The 19,604-nt window shown below is 56.5% G+C and carries 20 protein-coding genes, 1 tRNA gene and 4 pseudogenes; 13 read left to right on the top strand and 12 right to left on the bottom strand.

Annotation, left to right across the window (positions count from 1 at the left end; all coding sequences use genetic code 11):
- Window positions 1–193, top strand: a pseudogene (locus M3P21_RS22880) (transposase); the annotation flags it as partial.
- 16 nt (window positions 194–209) lie between these two features.
- On the opposite strand, the pseudogene M3P21_RS19755 reads toward M3P21_RS22880, so the two are convergent.
- Window positions 210–374: pseudogene (locus M3P21_RS19755) on the bottom strand (tRNA 2-thiocytidine(32) synthetase TtcA); the annotation flags it as partial.
- A gap of 113 nt (window positions 375–487) precedes the next feature.
- Here M3P21_RS19755 and M3P21_RS19750 point away from each other — a divergent pair.
- Complete coding sequence (locus tag M3P21_RS19750; protein ID WP_249712876.1) at window positions 488–1,432, top strand: alpha/beta fold hydrolase; 945 nt, start codon at window positions 488–490, stop codon at window positions 1,430–1,432.
- Here the strand turns inward: M3P21_RS19750 and yidD are convergent.
- Genes yidD through rpmH form a run of 3 tightly spaced genes read right to left on the bottom strand, consistent with a single transcriptional unit; the run spans window position 1,429 to window position 2,253 of the window.
- Window positions 1,429–1,665, bottom strand: coding sequence for a membrane protein insertion efficiency factor YidD (gene yidD / locus M3P21_RS19745; RefSeq protein ID WP_249712874.1), 237 nt, complete (start codon window positions 1,663–1,665; stop codon window positions 1,429–1,431). The genes M3P21_RS19750 and yidD overlap by 4 nt on opposite strands.
- Complete coding sequence (gene rnpA, locus M3P21_RS19740; protein WP_249712872.1) at window positions 1,662–2,093, bottom strand: ribonuclease P protein component; 432 nt, start codon at window positions 2,091–2,093, stop codon at window positions 1,662–1,664. The genes yidD and rnpA overlap by 4 nt, the downstream gene beginning before the upstream one ends.
- A 25-nt stretch (window positions 2,094–2,118) precedes the next feature.
- A complete protein-coding gene (rpmH, locus tag M3P21_RS19735; protein ID WP_005980833.1) occupies window positions 2,119–2,253 on the bottom strand; it encodes a 50S ribosomal protein L34 in 135 nt (44 codons plus the stop codon).
- Between the two features lie 287 nt (window positions 2,254–2,540).
- Here rpmH and M3P21_RS19730 point away from each other — a divergent pair, with 287 nt between their 5' ends.
- The 4 genes from M3P21_RS19730 (at window position 2,541) to M3P21_RS19715 (ending at window position 6,234) form a co-directional block, all read left to right on the top strand.
- Complete coding sequence (locus M3P21_RS19730) at window positions 2,541–3,272, top strand: TVP38/TMEM64 family protein (RefSeq protein WP_249712869.1); 732 nt, start codon at window positions 2,541–2,543, stop codon at window positions 3,270–3,272.
- Window positions 3,273–3,275: 3 nt separating this feature from the next.
- Entirely contained in the window at window positions 3,276–4,694 is a 1,419-nt protein-coding gene (locus M3P21_RS19725; RefSeq protein ID WP_249712868.1) for a dihydrolipoyl dehydrogenase family protein, read from the top strand.
- 13 nt (window positions 4,695–4,707) lie between these two features.
- Window positions 4,708–6,093, top strand: a complete 1,386-nt coding sequence (locus M3P21_RS19720; RefSeq protein WP_249712866.1) for a sensor histidine kinase — start codon at window positions 4,708–4,710, stop codon at window positions 6,091–6,093.
- Between the two features lie 64 nt (window positions 6,094–6,157).
- Window positions 6,158–6,234 (top strand) — tRNA-Arg (locus M3P21_RS19715).
- A 358-nt stretch (window positions 6,235–6,592) separates the two neighbouring features.
- Here M3P21_RS19715 and M3P21_RS19710 read toward each other — a convergent pair.
- From M3P21_RS19710 to M3P21_RS22805, 3 genes are read right to left on the bottom strand one after another with little or no spacing between them, the layout of a single operon-like run.
- Entirely contained in the window at window positions 6,593–7,999 is a 1,407-nt protein-coding gene (locus tag M3P21_RS19710) for an exonuclease domain-containing protein (protein ID WP_249712865.1), read from the bottom strand.
- A gap of 10 nt (window positions 8,000–8,009) precedes the next feature.
- On the bottom strand, window positions 8,010–8,531 hold the full coding sequence (locus tag M3P21_RS19705; RefSeq protein ID WP_249712863.1) for an ImmA/IrrE family metallo-endopeptidase: 522 nt from the start codon (window positions 8,529–8,531) through the stop codon (window positions 8,010–8,012).
- Entirely contained in the window at window positions 8,528–8,845 is a 318-nt protein-coding gene (locus M3P21_RS22805) for a helix-turn-helix domain-containing protein (protein WP_353309594.1), read from the bottom strand. Before M3P21_RS22805 ends, M3P21_RS19705 begins: the two co-directional genes overlap by 4 nt.
- A 197-nt stretch (window positions 8,846–9,042) precedes the next feature.
- Between M3P21_RS22805 and M3P21_RS19700 the strand changes: the two genes are divergently transcribed.
- The 3 genes from M3P21_RS19700 to M3P21_RS22605 all read left to right on the top strand — a co-directional run bounded on the left by M3P21_RS19700 (window position 9,043) and on the right by M3P21_RS22605 (window position 10,406).
- Entirely contained in the window at window positions 9,043–9,267 is a 225-nt protein-coding gene (locus tag M3P21_RS19700) for a DUF2188 domain-containing protein (RefSeq protein WP_249712861.1), read from the top strand.
- Window positions 9,268–9,301: 34 nt separating this feature from the next.
- Window positions 9,302–9,580, top strand: a complete 279-nt coding sequence (locus M3P21_RS19695; protein WP_249712859.1) for an HNH endonuclease signature motif containing protein — start codon at window positions 9,302–9,304, stop codon at window positions 9,578–9,580.
- A gap of 112 nt (window positions 9,581–9,692) precedes the next feature.
- Window positions 9,693–10,406, top strand: a complete 714-nt coding sequence (locus tag M3P21_RS22605) for a toll/interleukin-1 receptor domain-containing protein (RefSeq protein ID WP_308445973.1) — start codon at window positions 9,693–9,695, stop codon at window positions 10,404–10,406.
- A gap of 633 nt (window positions 10,407–11,039) precedes the next feature.
- On the opposite strand, the pseudogene M3P21_RS19685 reads toward M3P21_RS22605, so the two are convergent.
- A pseudogene (locus tag M3P21_RS19685) lies at window positions 11,040–11,381 on the bottom strand (tyrosine-type recombinase/integrase); the annotation flags it as partial.
- Window positions 11,382–11,715: 334 nt separating this feature from the next.
- The gene (locus M3P21_RS19680) at window positions 11,716–12,750 is read right to left on the bottom strand and encodes a GlxA family transcriptional regulator (RefSeq protein WP_249712855.1); all 1,035 of its coding nucleotides are present in this window, start codon (window positions 12,748–12,750) and stop codon (window positions 11,716–11,718) included.
- Window positions 12,751–12,926: 176 nt separating this feature from the next.
- Between M3P21_RS19680 and M3P21_RS19675 the strand changes: the two genes are divergently transcribed.
- From M3P21_RS19675 to M3P21_RS22800, 4 genes are all read left to right on the top strand, one after another.
- Complete coding sequence (locus tag M3P21_RS19675) at window positions 12,927–13,871, top strand: homocysteine S-methyltransferase family protein (protein WP_249712835.1); 945 nt, start codon at window positions 12,927–12,929, stop codon at window positions 13,869–13,871.
- A 133-nt stretch (window positions 13,872–14,004) separates the two neighbouring features.
- A complete protein-coding gene (locus M3P21_RS19670) occupies window positions 14,005–15,225 on the top strand; it encodes a flavin-containing monooxygenase (protein WP_249712833.1) in 1,221 nt (406 codons plus the stop codon).
- Window positions 15,222–15,434, top strand: a complete 213-nt coding sequence (locus tag M3P21_RS19665; RefSeq protein ID WP_249712831.1) for a hypothetical protein — start codon at window positions 15,222–15,224, stop codon at window positions 15,432–15,434. Before M3P21_RS19670 ends, M3P21_RS19665 begins: the two co-directional genes overlap by 4 nt.
- Window positions 15,435–15,475: 41 nt before the next feature.
- Window positions 15,476–16,042 carry a cytochrome-c peroxidase gene (locus M3P21_RS22800; RefSeq protein WP_373320085.1) on the top strand — a complete coding sequence of 189 codons (567 nt, stop codon included), beginning with the start codon at window positions 15,476–15,478 and terminating at the stop codon, window positions 16,040–16,042.
- Here M3P21_RS22800 and M3P21_RS19655 read toward each other — a convergent pair.
- The 3 genes and pseudogenes from M3P21_RS19655 to cysK form a co-directional block, all read right to left on the bottom strand.
- Window positions 15,942–16,291, bottom strand: a pseudogene (locus M3P21_RS19655) (IS110 family transposase); the annotation flags it as partial. The gene M3P21_RS22800 and the pseudogene M3P21_RS19655 overlap by 101 nt on opposite strands.
- 95 nt (window positions 16,292–16,386) lie before the next feature.
- Window positions 16,387–18,483, bottom strand: a complete 2,097-nt coding sequence (locus tag M3P21_RS19650; protein WP_249712829.1) for a winged helix-turn-helix domain-containing protein — start codon at window positions 18,481–18,483, stop codon at window positions 16,387–16,389.
- 121 nt (window positions 18,484–18,604) lie between these two features.
- Window positions 18,605–19,591, bottom strand: coding sequence for a cysteine synthase A (gene cysK, locus M3P21_RS19645; protein WP_283781066.1), 987 nt, complete (start codon window positions 19,589–19,591; stop codon window positions 18,605–18,607).
- Window positions 19,592–19,604: the final 13 nt, after the last annotated feature.

The following is a 19,604-nucleotide window of genomic DNA, read 5'->3' as shown; positions in this document are numbered from 1 at the left end:
ACCTGGTGCGCAAGATGAAGGGCCGTTCGTCACACCAGGTGCAACGGGAGTTTCTCGCGATCCGCAGGCGCTATTGGGGGCGCCGGTTCTGGGGTAGGGGATATTTCTCCACCACCAACGGCGCCATCACCGAAGACATCGTCCTGCAATACCTCAAAACCACATCGCCGATCCTACAGACGCCAGTCGGTAGTGGTTCAGTTGACATAACCGCCAGACAGGCAGACCAGCCATTTTGCGCCACGCTCGACCATGCCATATTGTTCGATCGCCTCGCGGGTGTGGCGGACGATCCGTTTGCGCAGCTTCTTGAACTCGGTGGTCGAGGGCGCCCCGGCGAACAGGGGATGGATGTCGCTGTCATCGTCCAGCATTGTGGTTCTCCTCAGGCTTTCGGGCATATGCCATGGAAGCGCGGCGCTGCAAAGACCTGATCCGGCGCGCAGCTTGTGCTATGCTTGACAGGTATTTTAGAGAGGATTGAGTCATGGACTATTTCTTTTCCGTCCGCGCCCGCAGCGGAGATCATTATTCCAACAAGCTGGGGGCCGCGCGCTATCTGGCCATTCCACCCGGGGTTCAGCAACCCGTGCGGCAGCACGAGAAGCCTGTCTCGGAATGGGTCGGCCTCGTGCAAGAGGCCGCCTGTGCAACCGACGAAGAGAACGGCCATATCGTGGTCTTCGTGCATGGCTTCAACACCGAGCAATTCGAGATGCTCGAACGCCACCGCAAAATCCGGGCCGGGCTCGAGGCGCATGGGTTCAACGGCGTTGTCATCAGCTTTGACTGGCCCAGCGACGGGTCGTTGCTGGGGTATAACGCCGACCGGGCCGATGCGCGCCGGTCGGCGGACAAGCTGTTTGTCCACGGTATCAACCGGTTGTCGCGGATGCAGACGGCGGATTGCCGCTACAATATTCATGTGTTGGCCCATTCCATGGGTACCTATCTGGTCCGCGAAGCGATGGATTACGCCGATGATGACCACGTCACCGCGCAGACCAGCTGGACCACCAGCCAGATCGCCTTTGTGGCGGCGGATGTGTCGTCGAAATCCTTCACGATGGGAAACCCCAAGACCTCATCCCTGCTGCGCCGCTGCACGCGGCTGACCTGCTATTACAGCCCGTTTGACGAGATTCTGTCGGTGTCCGAGATCAAGCGGGTGGGGGTCTCGCGTCGGCTGGGTCGGGTCGGTATGCCCCGGGATCATCATGAGAAGGCGGTCAATCTGTATTGCGGCGCGTTCTTCAACAAAACCCGCGATGATTATGATGACGGTAAATCGGCCAGCCACAGCTGGTATTTCGACGCACCGCGATTCTATGAGGACCTGCATCACACCTTGCTGGGCAAGCTGGACCGCGAGGTGATTCCAACCCGGGCGCGGACCACGCAGGGCAATCTGGGCCTGATCGAAGCCCCCTAATCGCTCGGTTTGTCGTCAGGCACAGGGTCATAACCGTCGCCGCCCAGCGGGTGGCAGCGCGCGATACGTTTGACGGCCATCCAGCTGCCCTTGATCGCACCGTGTTTCTCCAGCGCCTCCAGCGCGTAGGCCGAGCAGGTGGGCTGATAGCGGCAGTTGAATCCGACCCAGGGGCTGAAGAGAAGCCGATAGAGCCGCACGGGCAGCGCAAAAACATGGGCAAGCGGGGTCATGGTTTGCTCGCGTGCAGTTTGCGCAGGGCGTGGCGCAGGTCCTGCAGGAGCATCTCGAACGGCCGGTCTGCGGTCGCGTCGCGACGCCCGATCAGCACATAGTCCCAACCGGACTTGCCCAGCTCAGGCAGCACCAGCCGCGCGGCCTCGCGCAGGCGTCGCTTGGCGCGGTTGCGGGCCACCGCATTGCCCACCTTCTTGGAACAGGTGAAGCCGACGCGCGTTCCGGCGGCGTCATCATCCCCGCGCCGACGCGCCTGTACCATCATTGAGGCGGTGCCTTGCCGCCGCGCGCGCGCCGCCTTCAGGAAGTCGCTGCGCTTGCGCAACACGGTGATCGCGCCTGTTTCGGGCACGCAAACGGACGCCGCCGGAGGGGTATTCCCTTGGCTGGTCGAACCATCCATGGGGGCCTCCGGCGGCGTCATGTGTCTAACCTGATCGGTGAGCGGTTTACGCGCTCAGCGATTTACGGCCACGTGCGCGGCGGGCGTTCAGGATTTTGCGGCCGGCCTTGGTGGCCATACGCGCGCGGAAACCGTGGCGGCGTTTGCGAACCAGGTTCGAAGGCTGATAGGTGCGTTTCATCGCTCCGTCTCCATCTCATGCGGTCGGGTGCGGCGCGGAATCGCCTCCCGGTCTGTTATTCGAAGCCCGTCCTTTACGGCCCCTTCGCAGGTAAGTCAAACCCCCGCACGCGTCTTTTGCAACAAAATGGCCCGGCTGGTCGGCGAAAGGTTTCAATCCCGGCAGATTCCGTTGCGTTCCCTCACATTTGGCGGGCAAAACTTCAAGGCGTTGTGATGCACCTGTTGCCCGGAGGCGCAACGGCGCATGTTGGGGGCAAGATGAAATCCGACGAGAAGCCGAAATCCATGACTGAAACGACACACCTGCCCCGCCGGGGATTGGCGCGGCACATACCGCTGCTGATTCTGCTGAGCGTTGCCGTCATCGGCGCGGTCACATTGGGCGACTATCTGAGCTTCGAGACCTTGCGCGACAATCGCGAGGCGCTGCTGGCCTTTCGCGACGGCAATTACGTGACGCTGGCGGCTGCCTTTGTCGGCCTCTACGTGCTGATCGTGGCGTTTTCGCTGCCCGGCGCGGCGGTTGCCTCGATGACCGGGGGGTTCCTGTTCGGGCTGACCATGGGCACCGGGCTGAACGTGGTGTCGGCAACCATCGGTGCGACCGCGATCTTTCTGGCCGCGCGCTGGGGGTTGGGGGCCACATTGACGGCCAAGCTGGATGCATCGGAAGGCACGATCAAAAAGCTGCGGGACGGTCTGCGCGAGAATGAAATTTCGGTGCTGTTCCTGCTGCGGCTGGTCCCTGCGGTGCCGTTCTTCGTGGCCAATCTCGTCCCGGCTCTGGTTGGCGTGAAGCTGCGCAACTTCGTGATGACCACAGCGCTGGGCATCATTCCGGGCGCGATCGTCTTCACCTGGATCGGGGTGGGTCTGGGCGGTGTATTCGACCGGGGCGAGACGCCGGATCTGTCGCTGCTGTGGGAACCCTTTATTATCGGGCCGATTCTGGGTCTGTGCATTCTGGCCGCCCTGCCAATCATCATTCGCGCCCTGCGCGGCAAAAAAGAGGGCTGAAGAGTGTCCCAGATCAAGACGGATATTCTGGTCATCGGGGCCGGGTCCGGTGGCCTGTCCGTGGCCGCCGGTGCCAGCCAGATGGGTGCGGACGTGACCTTGCTGGAAGGGCACAAGATGGGCGGCGATTGCCTGAATTTCGGCTGCGTCCCCTCAAAGGCGCTGATTGCCAGCGCCAAGCGCGCCCATGATCAGACCCAAGGCGCGGCGTTTGGCGTGGCGAATGTGGCACCGCAGGTGGATTATGCCGCCGCCAAGGATCATGTGCATGACGTGATCGCCCAGATCACTCCGATGGACAGCCAGGACCGTTTCGAAGGCTTTGGCGTGCGGGTGATCCGGGACTATGGTCGGTTCATCTCTCCGACCGAAGTGCAGGCGGGCGATCAGGTGATCTCGGCCCGCCGGGTGGTGATCGCGACCGGATCCTCTCCGCTGGTCCCGCCGATTCCGGGGCTGGATTCGGTGCCCTATGAAACCAACGAAACCCTGTTCGAACTGCGGAAAAAACCCGAGCATCTGCTGATCATCGGCGGCGGTCCCATCGGCATGGAAATGGCGCAGGCGCATGTGCGGTTAGGTTGCAGGGTCACCGTCATCGAAGGCATGAAGGCGCTGGGCAAGGACGACCCCGAAGCGGCTGCCGTGGTGCTGGATGCGCTGCGCGGTGAAGGCGTCGAGATCGCCGAGGATGCGCTGGTCTCCGAGATTGCCGGGCAGGCTGGTGCGATTACCGTCACGACTGAGGACGGGCGCAGCTTTGCCGGCACTCACCTGCTGCTGGCGGTGGGTCGCAAATCCAATACCGACCGGCTGAACCTTGAGGCGGCAGGGGTCGAAACCACACCCACCGGCATCAAGGTCGATGACGGCCTGCGCACCACCAACAAGAAGGTTTATGCCATCGGTGACGTCGCAGGCGGCCTGCAATTCACCCATGTGGCCGGGTATCAGGCGGGTGTCATCATCCGCTCGGCCCTGTTCGGTCTGCCGTCGAAGGCAAAGACCGGCCATATCCCCTGGGCCACCTATACCGACCCGGAACTGGCCCAGGTCGGCCTGACAGAGATGCAGGCGCGGACCCAGTATCCCACCCGGATCGAGGTCGTGCGCTTTGATTATCACCACAATGACCGCGCCATCGCCGAACGGAAAACCACTGGTTTTATCAAGGTAATGGTGGTCAAGGGCCGCCCCGTGGGCGTGACAATCGTCGGCCATCAAGCCGGTGAATTGATTAACTTGTGGTCGCTCGCTCTGGCCAATAACCTGAAGATGAGTGAAGTCGCCGCGATGGTATCGCCCTATCCGACCATCGGAGAGGTCAACAAACGCGCTGCGGGGGCCTATTTCTCGCCAAGGCTGTTTGAAAGCCAGACTGTGAAACGGGTGGTCGGTTTCGTCCAGAAATGGATACCCTGACCGGAAAGGTGACATGCTGAACTCGCTTTCGGGCAGATTTCTGATCCTGACAACGGTGTTTGTCATGCTGGCCGAAGTGCTGATTTTCGTGCCGTCGATCGCCCGCTTCCGCGAGGATTTCCTGCTCAACCGGCTGGAACGCGCCCAGATCGCCTCGCTGGCGCTGCTGGCCGATGACATGCTGGCCGAAGAGCTTGAGGCCGAGTTGCTGGAAAACGCCGGGGTCTACAACGTGGTCCTGCGCCGTGACGAGATGCGGCAGCTGATGCTGTCCTCGCCCATTCCCGGCCAGATCGCGCAGACCTATGACCTGCGTATGGCCAGCGCCTGGGTGCTGATCCGCGACGCCATGCTGCGTCTGGGCGATCGCGACAATCAGATCATCCGGGTGATCGGCGAACCGGTGCGTGATGCCGGTCTGCTGATCGAGATCACGATGGAGACCGAGCCGCTGCGCATGGCGATGATCGACTATGGTCTGCGTATTCTGGCATTGTCGCTTTTCATCTCGATTATCACTGCGTCGATGCTGTTTCTCGCGGTACGTGCGCTGTTGGTGCGCCCGATCCGCAGCGTGGTGGGATATATGCAGCGCTATGCAAATGCACCAGAGGATGCGCGCGGTATCATCAGCCCCAATGCCTCGGTCACCGAACTGCGCGAGGCGGAAGACGCGCTGCTGATGTTGCAGACCCAACTGACCCATGCACTGAAGCAGCGCGAACGGCTGGCACAACTGGGCGGCGCAGTGGCCAAGGTCAGCCACGACCTGCGCAACATCCTGACCAGCGCGCAACTGTTCACTGACCGGATCGAGACCAGCGACGACCCGCTCGTGCGGCGTATGGCGCCGAAACTGGTGGGCTCGATCACCCGCGCCGTGTCGCTGTGCGAAAGCACGCTGGCCTTTGGTCGCGCGGAAGAGCCCGCGCCGACACTGACGATGGTCGATTTACGCGATGTGATCGCGGATGTGGTCGCCAGCGAGGCGTTGGCGGTCGGTGATGCCGAAATCGAATTCGGAATGGAGATCGCCGAAGGTATGACCGTCCGGGCCGATCCCGAACAATTGTTCCGCATCGTGATGAACCTTGTGCGCAATGCCCGCCAGGCAATCGCCGCCACGGGCAAGCCCGGCACCATCCTGATTGCGGCATCCCAGTCTGACGAGGAATGGCATATCGAGATCAGCGACACCGGACCGGGATTGCCGCCCAAGGCGCGCGAGCACCTGTTCACCCCGTTTCAGGGTGGTATGCGCAAGGGCGGCTCGGGCCTCGGTCTGGCGATTGCCGCCGAACTGGTCCGCGGACACGGCGGAGACTTGCGCCTGAAAGAGACGGATCGGACCGGAACAAGCTTCGACATTCGCCTGCCGCGCGGCGACGAAACTTTTTGACCTAAGATACCGAAAATGGGGTTGCGCCCTCCGATCACTGGGTCTAGACAGCGCTTCACCAAGTGGACCGATAGCTCAGCTGGATAGAGTACTTGACTACGAATCAAGGGGTCGGGGGTTCGAATCCTCCTCGGTCCGCCACTAATTCCTTTGTAAAATTTCAGTGATGGCTTCCTCTAGAGGCCAACTCTCTTCCTTTGCGTCAGCAATGCTGCCTTATGCCTTCTTTTGAACGTTAACGGCGGGCTGCAGCCGACGAAAAAAAGGCGATGTTAACTATTCTATTAGGCAGCTCTGCAATAGATTGTCAGTGGACAGCCTACTGCCCAGTTCCACACTTCGTGAACAGTGAGACAGCTGCCTGGCTTCAACCTTATGCGGCGCGGTATCCTGACTGGCGGGCGGAGAGCCGACATTCGCTGCATTCGCGAAGAGTTGAGAGGGGCATGCAAGAGCGGACATTCATTCGTGACCTGATTGTCCACTGTCAATCTAATCATCATCCATTCAAGAATGCGGAAACCCTTGCTTTGCGGTTCGTGACGTATTCTCGAAATCCATTCAAAATGTCAGGCATCGGCTGATCACCATTTCTGGTCTCTTCCAACTTACGGATTTCGTCGAGACACCGTCTCAATGACATCGGTTTGTCGTCTGGATGTGCCAGCCGCTCTGCAGTCTCACGATCTAGTCGGTCAACGACTTCTTTAGGCAAGCAAGAGCGGGCTTCAAAAAATATCAAGCGCGTTCCAAATTCGCGCAACCGCTCATCCTCCATAGTCTGGATGATTTCGTACCTGTCAGGCCATGGTGTCTTATGGAACTGGCGTGCACGCGCTGAGTCTGCATCGCTTAGCCAGATGCCGTGCAGTTTTTCTTCGATATGTGTGGGTTCTGCAAATGGTTCACGGCTATTTGAGTAAACCTCAACTAACCGATGCTTCAACTCGTCGTCATCAGCTATCGTACTGGCTCGATCTTCTAACGCGTCGATGCCAAGGTCTCCCAGCAAGCCTTCCTCGGCCTCCCAGAGAGGGGTTATAGTTGGGCCCGTGTTTGTTTGGATTCTTCGGATAGGGCAAGGTTTGCGCGACAGAAGCGCATGCAGCTCCTGAGTGGTCAATGATGCAAGTTCATCAAAGTTCAACCGTAAGTCGATGCAAAGTCGCCCATTTCCAGGGTTTGGGTCTTCTCCAATGAACGCAACCGGCGTGTGATAGGCTCTGTTCTTATAAATCTCTGTCAGAAGAAATCCTTCTTCAGTTGAAATGAACTCTGAAACAGCTGCTTTGCTCGAGAAGCGCACAAAGCGCTGCCATAGCTCCGGGCATTGCCGCATTATTCTCTTACATAGAAAGAGCGTTGTTTCTGCATCAGACATCGCGTTATGAGCGCTGCTTACAGATATTCCATTTGCTGCTGCTAACTCGGCGAGGCGAAAGATGGGTGTCCCATCGTCCCGCAACGAGACTGCAATAGCATCTTGGGCGATGGCGTAAGCAGCCAAAGCTAATGACAAGACATCATTTCTCCCGTTGTTATGAAAACTGGTCAAATAGGCTGGATGAAGAGTTTGAAATAGCGCGTACCGGAGCATTTCTTCATCAAACTTGATAGAGTTATACCCGAGGAAAATGGAAGGCGACCAACTATACAGTTTCGCCTCCACATTCCGCATCATTTCATAGTGAGATGGCTGCTCTTTGTTGATGAGCTGTTCTATTGGCAATCCGGTGACTGCCAATGCCTCGGGGTGTGGAACAACGTTCGGGTTAAGCCTAGAACGGATCTCGAACCGCTCGATCTCACTGAGATTTTCATCGGTTTTGATCGCTGCAAAGTGGACGATCTGGTCGAAGCCCTTGTGGAGCCCAGTTGTCTCAGTATCAAAGAATACAAAGGCCAATAAAATTACCTCATATCAGACCACCTAGGCGGAACTTCATTGCTGCAACACTAACTCGGAATCTTTTTGCCAGTTTCTCAACACTTGTTTCGTCTTCCATATCCAAACCATCCGGTCCAATTTCTTCGAGTAAGAATTTTTCAGGCATCAAGAGTTCCGAAGCAAATGTATTAGCATCAATTTCCAAAGGGTCGCTGCCTTGAGAAGATACAGGATCGCGCTTCAATGCGCGCAGGCCTTTGGAAACATGAACTGTTTCATTTATCTCTGCTGCATGTAAAACGTGATGTCCCAACTCATGCGCTGCCGAAAAACGCTGACGGTTTGGATGGTGCAAGGCATTGATGCCGATTATAGAAATCCCATCTTGAGTGTACGCCATTCCGGACAGTTCTTCATCAAGCGGGGCATACTCTAGCATAATATTCTTGGATTTTATTATTCGCTCAACGGGTACGGGAATGCGTTTGATGCCAAATTCCTCTAGCACCACTTGCGCAGCTTCCCTTGCCCGTTTCTTATCGGGCGTCATCGTCCCTGTCTCTTTTGGTCACCCTGTTTCAAAGCTTTTCTAATCAAGTCGTTGACGCTTGCTCTGCTTGTGTCTGACAGGGCTTCATTTGTTGGCAGCATATCGTCCTCCTCTTGAGTTTTCGCAACTGTTTTTAACGAAGGCAACAAATCCGAAACACTCGCAACATTTAAGGCCGAGGCTATGGCGTACAGGTGGTGAAGCGCGACATTTTGGTGGCCTCGCTCCATGTTTGCTATCGACGCACGTGAGAGACCAGTCCGCGTTGCTAGGTCATTTTGTGTCAGGTTGAGCTGTTTTCGCCTGGACGACATATTGTCTCCAAAGGCCATATAGATTGTATTTCTGGACATGGACACTGTTACCTTGCGAAACCTAAGCGTGTCAATATTACAAACAAATGTTTATAATATAAACGATTAAATGTTTACATTGACAACTTCCCGTTAACCATGCAACTTCCGATCATGAGATTCGAAAACTTCGGATCAGACTGAAACAAGGAAAGAAAATGTCGAAACGAAACCAGCATATTGTACCTCATGAAAATGGATGGGCAGTTCGCGGGGCTGGGGCCCAGCGGGCGACATCAGTCCACGCAACGCAGCAGCAAGCAATTGATGCGGGACGGAGCATCTCGCAAAATCAAGGGTCAGAGCTTCTTATTCACGGACGCAATGGTCAGATCCGCGCCCGAGACTCACATGGCAATGATCCCTATCCACCCAAAGGTTGACCTGCAGGCTAAATTTAACAAAAGGACAACGGCTATGCCGATCAAGAAAAGCGATATCGAACACGTCTGGGGGAAAGCGGCACCTGTTCGCGGGAAAAACCCAAATCAATATAGAAGAGATTCGAAGGGAAATGTGATCTACAAGGCTGCATATGGTAGAAATAGCCCGATGGGTTGGCAGGTTGATCACATCAAGCCGTCTTCTAAGGGAGGATCTGACAGTCGGCGAAACCTACAAGCGCTGCAAACGGCTGCCAATCGCCGAAAGTCAGATAAAATGCCAGCCAAGTCAAAGCGTCGGAGCTTTTGGTGATTGCCCGCAAACGATGAATCTACGCGAATTGAGCTGATCCTACCAAGTTGGGGCCAATTTCGTAAATACCAGTCAATAAACCGAAACTTCCATGCACCTACCAAGATAAGGGATGAATATGGCACAATGCACAGCACCAGTAAATGGCCACCGTACCGCTAGTGGCGCCGCGAACTGCCCTGCGTGTCGTGGTGGTCGTTCTCGCGGCTATGGGGGATATAGTTCCTATTCAACCGCGTCATATTCCACCCCATCCTACTCATCATCAAGAAACTGGCGAAGTGGCGGTGGTGGAGGCAATGGCACCGCGAAGCCACGCTGGTCACGAGCAGGTTCGTCTGTTGTCTATACACCGGCCCAAGTGCGAACACTTACACCAGTTCGAGAAAACGTAGAGAGCCTAGCAGTCTCGCAGCCTGACCTTCGAGATGTGTTTCTTTGCCACGCGTGGGACGACAGGCAGGGATCAGCGAAGGAATTGTATGATCTGTTGGAAGCATCAGGTGTCCGCGTATGGTTCAGCGAGAAAGACCTTGGCCTAGGTGTGCCGATGATGCGTGCTATCGACAAAGGTTTGGTGAATTCGCGTGTCGGCATCGTTCTGGTGACTCCAGCCATGCTAAAGCGCCTTCCCGCTGAAGGCGTCGCAGACAAAGAGCTTTCGGCACTCCTTCGGCGCGAGCGGCTTATCCCGGTTGCACATGGAACGACCTATGAAGATCTTGAGAAGGTTAGCCTCTTGCTCGCCTCCCGAGCCGGTCTGAGTACCGCTGAAGAGACGATGGCCGAAGTCGCGACAAAAATCGCTGAATTGGTAGCCGTTTAGTCGGGTCATGGGCACGAAACGGAAACCAAAATCTCCCGGGAACCATGCTTTCCAGAACGGCTCAATCTGAAATGGGGCTTTGAGATATGCGGTGAGTTTGCAGCGGGCTTGCGCTCCATTAACGTTCGTTCTGCGACATTCATTTTCAAAAAATGGCGAGTTTAGAGATGAACCCCGAACTTACCAAGCGGCACTTCGATGCACTCCGAAAGCTACGCGAAGAATGCGACTACGAGGATTCTCGCAGTAACGGGGAGTTGATATTTGTCTCTCGCAACAAGTTATCGCCCGGTATCGGTATTAAAACGCTTTCCGATCTTGAAGGTTGGAGGATGATCGAGGCTGGTATCAACAAATGGTTCGAAACTCGTGGCTATCGCATAACCGAACTAGGCCGGCGAGAGATAGAGGCCAACCCGCTGAAAAAGCCTAAACCTAAGACCAGGCACAAGCTGCGATCCCTTCCTCCACGCCTGGGAAAACCAAAGGGACGGTTTGATAGATAGCCATCGGACATGTATTTGGCTCTCTGTCTGGAAGCGAATGAACGGCAGGCTTGGAGAAGCTGCGCTGCAGCAATTGACCTCGTGCGGGAAGTCAGCAAGGGGCCGCCCTCTCGAGCGGCCCTCCAACCTAGAGTTCAATGGCTTCGGTGATCGCCAAGGCATCCTCGAGTTCTACACCTAGGTATCCGACAGTGCTGCCCATCTTGGTGTGGCCGAGAAGAAGTTGAACAGCTTGAAGGTTTCCGGTCTCTTTGTAGATCTGAGTGACCTTGGTTCTCCTCATTGAATGGGTGCCGTAGGCGCTCGCCTCGAGACAGATCGACGTGACCCAGTCACGGACAATCCGTGCGTATCGGTCTGTCGAGATGTGAAGGCGTTCATGAAATCTGCCCGGCTAAAGGCACCCGGAACCGACCATCAGTTCGTCTTCCATCCATTTCTCAACAGAGGCTCGTGTGCCTTCGGATACCCTTCGGCCTCACAGCACGAATGACAGATTGTTGCTCTGAAGTTTACTTGCCGCTGCGCCTTCTATGTAGGAAAGTGCAGATCTGCGGCTGTCCTAGGAACCTCCTGTCATCTGATTGAGAAGCCTCAATTGTCAAACAGGTTGGGGTAATTTACCCCGGTGTCCAAGAACATGGACGCAGTGCAATCACTCCAAGTCACAGGCGCGCAGTTTGTACTTTCGTGAGCACTGTTTTGACTGAAAATCGTGTGCAGATTCAAAGAAACCGTTCTGCTGCGGTTCGTGCCACCCAGGACCAGACAAAATTAAAATTTGCAGGAGCAAAGCCTGATGCTCAGCCGTTCTCGGAATCAACTCGGGTCAGCAGAAGCCGCTTCTTTCTGTAGGTCGATGCTGGCATTCCAACATATCGTCGAAACGCATTTCGAAAACTTGACGTTTCTGTATACCCAACCTCTCCGGCAATTTCATCGATTGGCAGATCAGTTGTTTCCAGCATTTGCTTTGCTTCTTCGATCCGCAGCGTCTGGATATAGTCAACCGGTGTTTGCCCGGTGGCTTTTCGAAAACGGCGCAACAGGCTGCGTTCGGTGAGGCCGCTTCTTGCTGCCATGGCGGCGACCGGTGTCGGCAATGCGTAGTTGTCAGCGGCCCAAACCTGCGCGTCTGCAACCAACCCATCATCGTGCTGTGCCCCGGCAGTAAGAGAGGCATAGTGCAACTGCCCTTCGGTATGGGGCTGCAACAAGTAGATCTTGGCAATGCGACGGGCCTCATCGGCACCAGCTATACGACCGATCAGATAAAGCACGAGATCGCCCCAAGACGACGCACCGCCAGCCGTCACGATCCGATGTCCATCGCCTGCTGGAACAAGAATGCGTTCGCGGCGCATTTTAACCTCGGGATAGCGCTGGGCAATGACATCGCAGAAACTCCAATGGCTTGTCGCATCAAGACCATCCAGCATCCCGGCTTCGGCCAGCAAATAGGCGCCAGAACAGACAGAGGTGATCAAGGCTCCGTCATCTCGTGCTTTCTTGAGCCATGTAATCATCGGGGCGAATTCATCCGGGACACCAGTTCCCGGTGCGAAGTGAAAGTCGGGAATGATGACAAGATCGGGTTTCTCAAAACTGTCCAGCGATCCATCCGGGGTGATGCACCGTCCATTGATGTCCCGATAGGGTGCTCCGTCACATGACAGCAGTGCGGTGTCAAAAACGGGCGGCCTGGGTGCCGAGCCGTGCAAGAGCTCCCAATCACGCCCGACAGAGGCGAGCGCATCCAGGATGCAATAGGCGGTCGATGTTCCGACACAGGGCATGGTCAGAACTGCGGTCCGACAGGTGGATTTTCCATTCAGCATCGAAGATGTCCGATATTCACCGTTTTGGTCATTCTGCGGCATATCACGCGGCGCCAGCCTCGGGCAATACCTAAGCACAGAAAGCAACAGGTTCGCGCGGTATCGCACTCTGTCGGCGCATACGGATAACCCAAACGTCGCGCGTGTTTGTCTTTCTTCACACATTGATCGACTGAATGGAGACGAAAATGATACCCGTTAAACTGCCCCACCAATCTGACCTGATGTTTCTGACAGATGCCGGACTTGAAACCTGGCTCTTGTTTGAGCGGGGCTTCGAAATGCCGTGCTTTGCCGCCTATCCATTGGCGCAGTCGGTAGAAGGTCGCGCGGCATTCAACGATTACTTTTCGGCGATCTTTGACATCGCCCGCCAAAACGGAACGGGATTTGTGCTGGATACCTACACATGGCGCGCCAACCCAGATTGGGGCCGCGAACTTGGGCATGATCTGACCCACCTGCGCGATGTAAACACGCAAGCGGTTGAGAGCGCAAAAGAGATGCGCAACACGCTGGGTGCGGGTCTGGAAGTGCTGGTGAACGGCATCATAGGTCCGCGCGGCGACGGTTATGATCCGAAGTCCATCATGACTGTTGCAGAGGCGCAGGTCTACCATGCTTGGCAGATCGACGTATTGGCCAGCGCTGGCGTTGATATGGTGAGCGCACTGACACTGACAAATGTGCCAGAAGCAATCGGATTTGCGAACGCCGCCGCGGAGATTGGTGTGCCATGCGTCGTCAGTTTCACGTTGGAAACCGACGGCAGGCTGCCCACAGGAGAGCTGTTGCAGGACGCCATCGCCCAGGTTGATGATGCCGCCACTGCGAAGCCGGCATACTTCATGGTCAACTGCATCCATCCCGATCATTTCGACGATACGATCAGCGAAAGCGCAGATTGGAAGCGCCGTATTGGTGGTCTTCGCGCAAATGCGTCGCGCCTGTCGCATGCAGAACTTGACTGCTGTGAAACGCTTGATGATGGCAATCCTGTCGAGTTGGGCAATCAATACGCGCAGCTGCGGAAATTTCTGCCCAATTTGCGTGTTGTCGGTGGTTGCTGTGGCACGGATCAGCGCCATCTGGCGCAAATCTGCACTGCGCTGGCCAGCTAAGGTTACACCGCGCGCGGGTTGAAATGTCCGATACTCACCGCTTTGGGCATTTCAAAGCATATCGCGGCTCAGCCGTAGGTGCCAAACCTCTTTCAGAAATCAACGTTATTTCCAATTACGCTGGAGACCCAAAATGACTGTTCCCCATGCAACACATGCGATTGTAATCGGTGCCGGATTGTCCGGAATGGCGGCGGCCACAGAACTGCTCAAACGCGGCATCGCCGTCACAATACTTGAGGCATCCGATCGCGTCGCGGACCCCTGGCGGGCACGTCACCCCAAACTTCGCCTCAACATCCACCGTCATTTTGCCCGCCTGCCGGGACATCTTGCGCCACGCGCAAAAGACAGGTTTTTGCCCCGTGACGCGGTGGTTGACTATCTGGGCGACTATGCGGCGGGGCTGAAAGAGCAGATTGTGTTCAATACGTCCGTTTTGGCGGTGCGCCGGGACGGGGCTCTTTGGCAAGTCGACACCAACAACGGCAGCTATACCTGCACTGATCTTGTCGTGGCTACCGGGCGCGAAAAAGTGCCCGAAATGCCCGTTTGGCCGGGAATGGAGGACTTCGGCGGCAAGGTGATTCACACTGCAGATTTCGGCGACCCGTCCGAATATGACGGCAAAAACGTCGTTGTTGTCGGGGCCGGAAACTCCGGGTCGGACGTGCTGAATCACCTGTCACGCAGCAATCCCGCGCAGGTCTGGGTGGCAGTCCGGCATGGGCCATCGATCCTGCCGTCAAAGATCCTTGGCTTTTCGCTGCAACGCATGGCGAACCTGTTTGCACGTTTTCCAAAGTGGTCGCTCGATCCGATATTTGGCTTCATGCAATGGGCGTTTTTCGGCAATCTGCGGCGCTATGGCTTGCGGCGTCACAAGTTGGGCGGCGGCTCTCGCATGCTTAAGGATGGCGTGACATTTGCGCTGGATGACGGTTTTGTAGCTGCATTGAAAGCAGGGAGGTTTGAGGCCGTGCCTCAGGTCGTTGGCTTTGACGATTATACCGTCGAACTAGCGAATGGCCGCAAACTTCGCCCTGATGTTGTGATCTGCGCGACAGGCTACAGGCCTGACCTTGAAGAGCTTTTTGGCGATCTCGGAGCGCTGGATGCCAAAGGCTACCCGCTGCACCCGATGGGCCAGGAAGACGTCAACAATCCTGGCCTGTGGTTCACAGGCTATGCGCCCGTGTTTCAGGGATTTTTCTATGCCGCAGGCGTGAGCGCAGGTCGCATCGCGTCGCATGTGGCCATGCGCGCGGCCAAATCTTCTGACAGCCAATGCGACCGTAAAGTTGCCGGCCGGTCCCGGTATCAGACCCTTCTGGCAAAAGGAGCAAGACAATGACCTTCGCAAACAGCCCCTGTGTATCCTCTGCCCGACCGACGATCGTCCACAGCTTGGTGAAACAATTTCGCAAATGGCGTGATCGGCAACGGCTTGCCCAAGCGCAGCGCAAGCTGCCAGAGTTACCCGCTTATCTCTTGGGGGATGTCGGGCTTGACCATCTGCGTGATCTCAAAACTGATGCTAACTTCCCACACCGCATGCTTTAGCAACGCGCGTCTCATTCGCCCCAAGTCCCAAAGGAAATCACATGTCTATTTATAAGGCTTGTAAATTGGCCATCGCGCCTGGCTCAACCGGTTCGCTGATCGCAACGACGCTGACAAGTTATGTCATTGTAGCGGGCGCATCCCTGGCGCTGGCGTTGCTGCTGACGCCGGGATCTTCTCGGGCGGAAAACCAGGTGCTGGCGCAATGGCCTGACAGTCTTCGGGACAGTGATTTCCTTTTTGAAGGAGCACCAGACGAAGCCATCGTTGAACTTGGGCGCAACCTGTTCTTTGACCCGATCCTTTCAGGCAATCGCAACATTTCCTGCGGGACCTGCCATGATCTGGCGCGCGGCAGCGGCGATGGCGTAACCTTGTCCATCGGCGAGGGCGGGATCGGATTTGGCCCGGAGCGGCGCACCAAAGACGGCGTCACCGAACGTACGCTGCTAAAGCAGCGTAACAGCCAGTGCAGCCACTCAACAGGGCGGGTTCAACGAACGGGCACTGTGTGTCTTCACTTTTCACGGCAACAAAGCGCATCGTTGGTCTACTCGCGGCTTCACAGATCGCTTCCGCATCGGCCATATCGTTCTTTTGACGTTTGACGAATGGCTTCACATAGGCCGGGGGTATCAGCCTGACATCATGACCCAAACGACCTATCTCGCGCGCCCAATAATGCGCACTCGCACAGGCCTCCACCGCAACCAAGCAAGGTGGTAATTTGGAAAAGTACTCAAGGACCTGACCTCTGCTCAGCTTCTTCCGAAGAACAGGATGACCAGTTCTATCCGCTGCGTGCACCTGGAACAGGTCTTCGCCAAATCCAGGCCAATCTTGCTAATCTCTTCCATAGACGCCTCCATTCAGGTTGTTTGCAAACCCACAATGGCACATCGAGGCCAGCGGGGGCGTCTACACCTTCAAAACCCCTTGAGGCGATGTTGGCTTATTCTCCGCCGGGCAGGCCCGCGCGGCGCAGGCCCTCAAGATATGTGGCCATTTGTCCGGGCAGCTTCAGGTAAAAAAGCTGTTCTTGTGCAAACTTGATGGTGAAATCGGGTTTGATGCGCAGAAGGTTTTGACGCGCGGCTTCGATCTCTTCTTTGTCTCCCATATAGCCCAACGCAGAGGCCAGATGCGCGTGCGCCCAATATTGCGCATTTGGAATGCGTTGAGATCTGCGCGCCCATGCAGCGGCGGCTTGATAGTCGCCTTGAAACAGATGGGCCAGCGAGCGGTACGAATAAAAGGCCCAGCGAAACGGGTCATGCGGGCTGAGGCGGATGGCGGATTCAAATTGTGTGATCGCCTCGTCCAACCGCCCCTCATAAGCCAGTGAATCCCCAAGCCCGCAATAGGTGACAGCAAGACATGGGTTGAGGTCCAGAGCGTGTTCCAATGCCTCTATCGCAAGCCCGTATTCCTTGCGGGCCAGATGCACACGCCCGATCGTGAAATGCGCGTTGGCCTCCTGATCGTCCAGCTCAATTCCGCGCTTTGCCAGTTCAAGCGCGGTGTCCATTTTCTGTTGATCGGCCTTGGCATCAAAATAGATCATGCTGAGGATGATGGCATAGGCCAACCGCGAACAGGCAGCTGCAAACTGCGGATCAATTTCAAGGGCGCGCTGCAAGTACTCTTGCGAGCGCTGATTGGCTTCGGGAGTGAATTTATAGAATTCGGCCACGCCCAGCTGATAACTTTCCCAAGCACCCTGATTTTGGCGCGGAACGCGTTTGGCCTTTGCCTGTTCCGCCAACCCAAGCTCGGATTCAATGCGCGAGGCGACCAAATCTGAAATGTCGTCCTGCAGATCAAAGATCTCCATACCGTCGCGATCAAAGCGTTCCGACCAGATACTGAGCTCTGTTGCCGCGTCGACCACTTCGACCCCGATGCGGTACCGCGACCCGGCCTTGCGCACGGTTCCCGTCACAAGATATTGCGCCTGCAATTCCTGGCCAATTTTGCGCAGCCTCTCGGCGGAGTTACGAAATGAAAACGCCGGGCTGCGGGCAATCACAGTCAGCCATCGGTTTCGGGCCAGAGCAATGGTGATGTCTTCAGTTATGCCGTCCGCCAGGTAGTCTTCGTCGGGGTCGCGGTTCATGTTCTTGAAGGGCAATATGGCCACAGACGGTCGGGTGTTCAGCGTCGGGACTTGCGCCGCTTCTGCGGTCTCACTCGGTGGAGCCTCAGGGGTCAGCAACGGCGCAACAAATTTGAAACCACGGCCATGAACCGTTGCAATAATCGATTGCGACGCCCCGTCATCGCCGACGGCCTTGCGCGCGGCTTTCACCTGACTGCTCAAAGCCGAATCTGAAACGATCCGGTTGTCCCAGACCCTGGCAAAGATTTCATCCTTGGTGACCAGTCTGCCGGCGTTCTGGACGAGCAACAGCAGCAATTCCAATGCACGGGGTTCCAGCACGACGGGCTTGCCGTCTTTGCGCAGTTCGAACAGATCCGGGTCCAACTCGAATGCATCAAAGCAGAACCCGGTCTGGGCGATCATTGGGGCAATCGGGTCCATCACGACCTGAAACGCCTCGATCGGGCGGGCAATGCCCTTGACCGGTTGTTCACCAAGGTTAAGAAAATTCGCCGTCACAACACCGTCGACCTGATCATGAACCTGCCTTGAGAACACCAGCCCGCCGGTTGGCGCAAGCTGCTCCAGACGTGCTGCAACATTGACACCGTCGCCATAAATCTCGTCGCCATCAACCAGAACGTCACCCAGATGCAGCCCGGCGCGGAATTCCAGACGATGGTCCTTTGGCAGGATCTCGTTCCGGGAACGAATTGCCGTTTGAATTTCAACCCCGCAGTTCAAACCGTCAACAACACTGGCAAATTCGATCAACATGCCATCGCCCATCAGCTTTATGGTCTTGCCGAAATAAGAAGCGATCAAAGGGTCGCAAACCTGAGCGCGCACGTCCTTCAGCCGGCGAACAGTGCCGCCTTCGTCGCGTTCGACTGAGCGACTGTACCCGACAACATCCATGGCAAGAATGCTGGTCAATTTGCGTTTCATCATCTTGTCCCCCCGGACGCTGGCGGATTGGTTCAAACATCCAAGATGCCTGCCCTTCCCAGCGCATTAGTTCCGCTCAGGCCCAGACAAAGATGGCCGGGCCTGAAGGCAAAGCTATACTTCAGCCCTCTGTCAGGCCATCAAAAAGAACCGTCGAAACATAGCGTTCCGCACTGCTTGGCAGAATTGCCACCACTGTTTTGCCCTTCATGTCATCACGTTTTGCCACCCGCAGAGCGCAGGCAATTGCCGCACCCGATGAAATTCCTGCCGGGATGCCACAGATCTGCGCCGCACGGCGTGCGGTCTCCATGGCTTCCTCGTTTCCAGCCAGCATCACCTCATCGATCAGGCCCGTATCCAGTACCGGTGGCACAAACCCAGCGCCGATCCCCTGGATCATATGCGGAGAGTGATCGCCCCCTGACAGAATCTGGCTGGCTTCCGGCTCGACCGCAACTATGCGTATGTCCGCGTTGTAAGATTTCAGGGTTTGCGCAACGCCCGTCAATGTACCGCCGGTGCCAACCCCCATGACAACCGCATCGACAACCCCATCGGTATCCGTCCAAATTTCCTCGGCCGTTGTGCGACTGTGAATGTCGGGGTTGGCCGGGTGCCCAAATTGCCAGGGCATCACCGCATTCTCGGTTTCAGCGATGATGTCCTCGGCCTTTTTGATCGCGCCATTGATCCCTTTTTCCCGCGGTGTCAGCACCAGTTCGGCACCAAAGAACCGCATCAGTTTGCGTCGCTCCTCCGAAAAACTGTCGGGCATCGTAAAGATGCAGCGATACCCTTTGGCCGCGCAGGCAAATGCCAGTGCGATGCCCGTGTTGCCGGATGTCGGTTCAACAATGATCCCATCGGGGCCAAGGCTGCCGTCCGCTTCCATCGCTTCAATCATTGCAACAGCGATCCGGTCCTTCACGCTGGAGGCAGGGTTGAAACACTCCAGTTTCACCAGCACCTCTGCCTGGCATTTGGCGTCGTCGGCCAGCTTTCCCAGCCTCACAAGAGGGGTGTTTCCGATCGTTTCAAGAATGGAATTGTAAACCCGACCCCGGCCGGGCTTATCAAGGGTTACACGGTTAGACCGCATGTTCATGTCCGGTCTCCTT

The sequence above is a fragment of the Ruegeria spongiae genome, assembly GCF_023502395.1.
GTDB classification, from domain to species: Bacteria; Pseudomonadota; Alphaproteobacteria; order Rhodobacterales; family Rhodobacteraceae; genus Ruegeria_C; species Ruegeria_C spongiae.
Note: the sequence above shows the minus strand (reverse complement) of the source record. Positions and strands in the feature narration are given on the sequence as shown.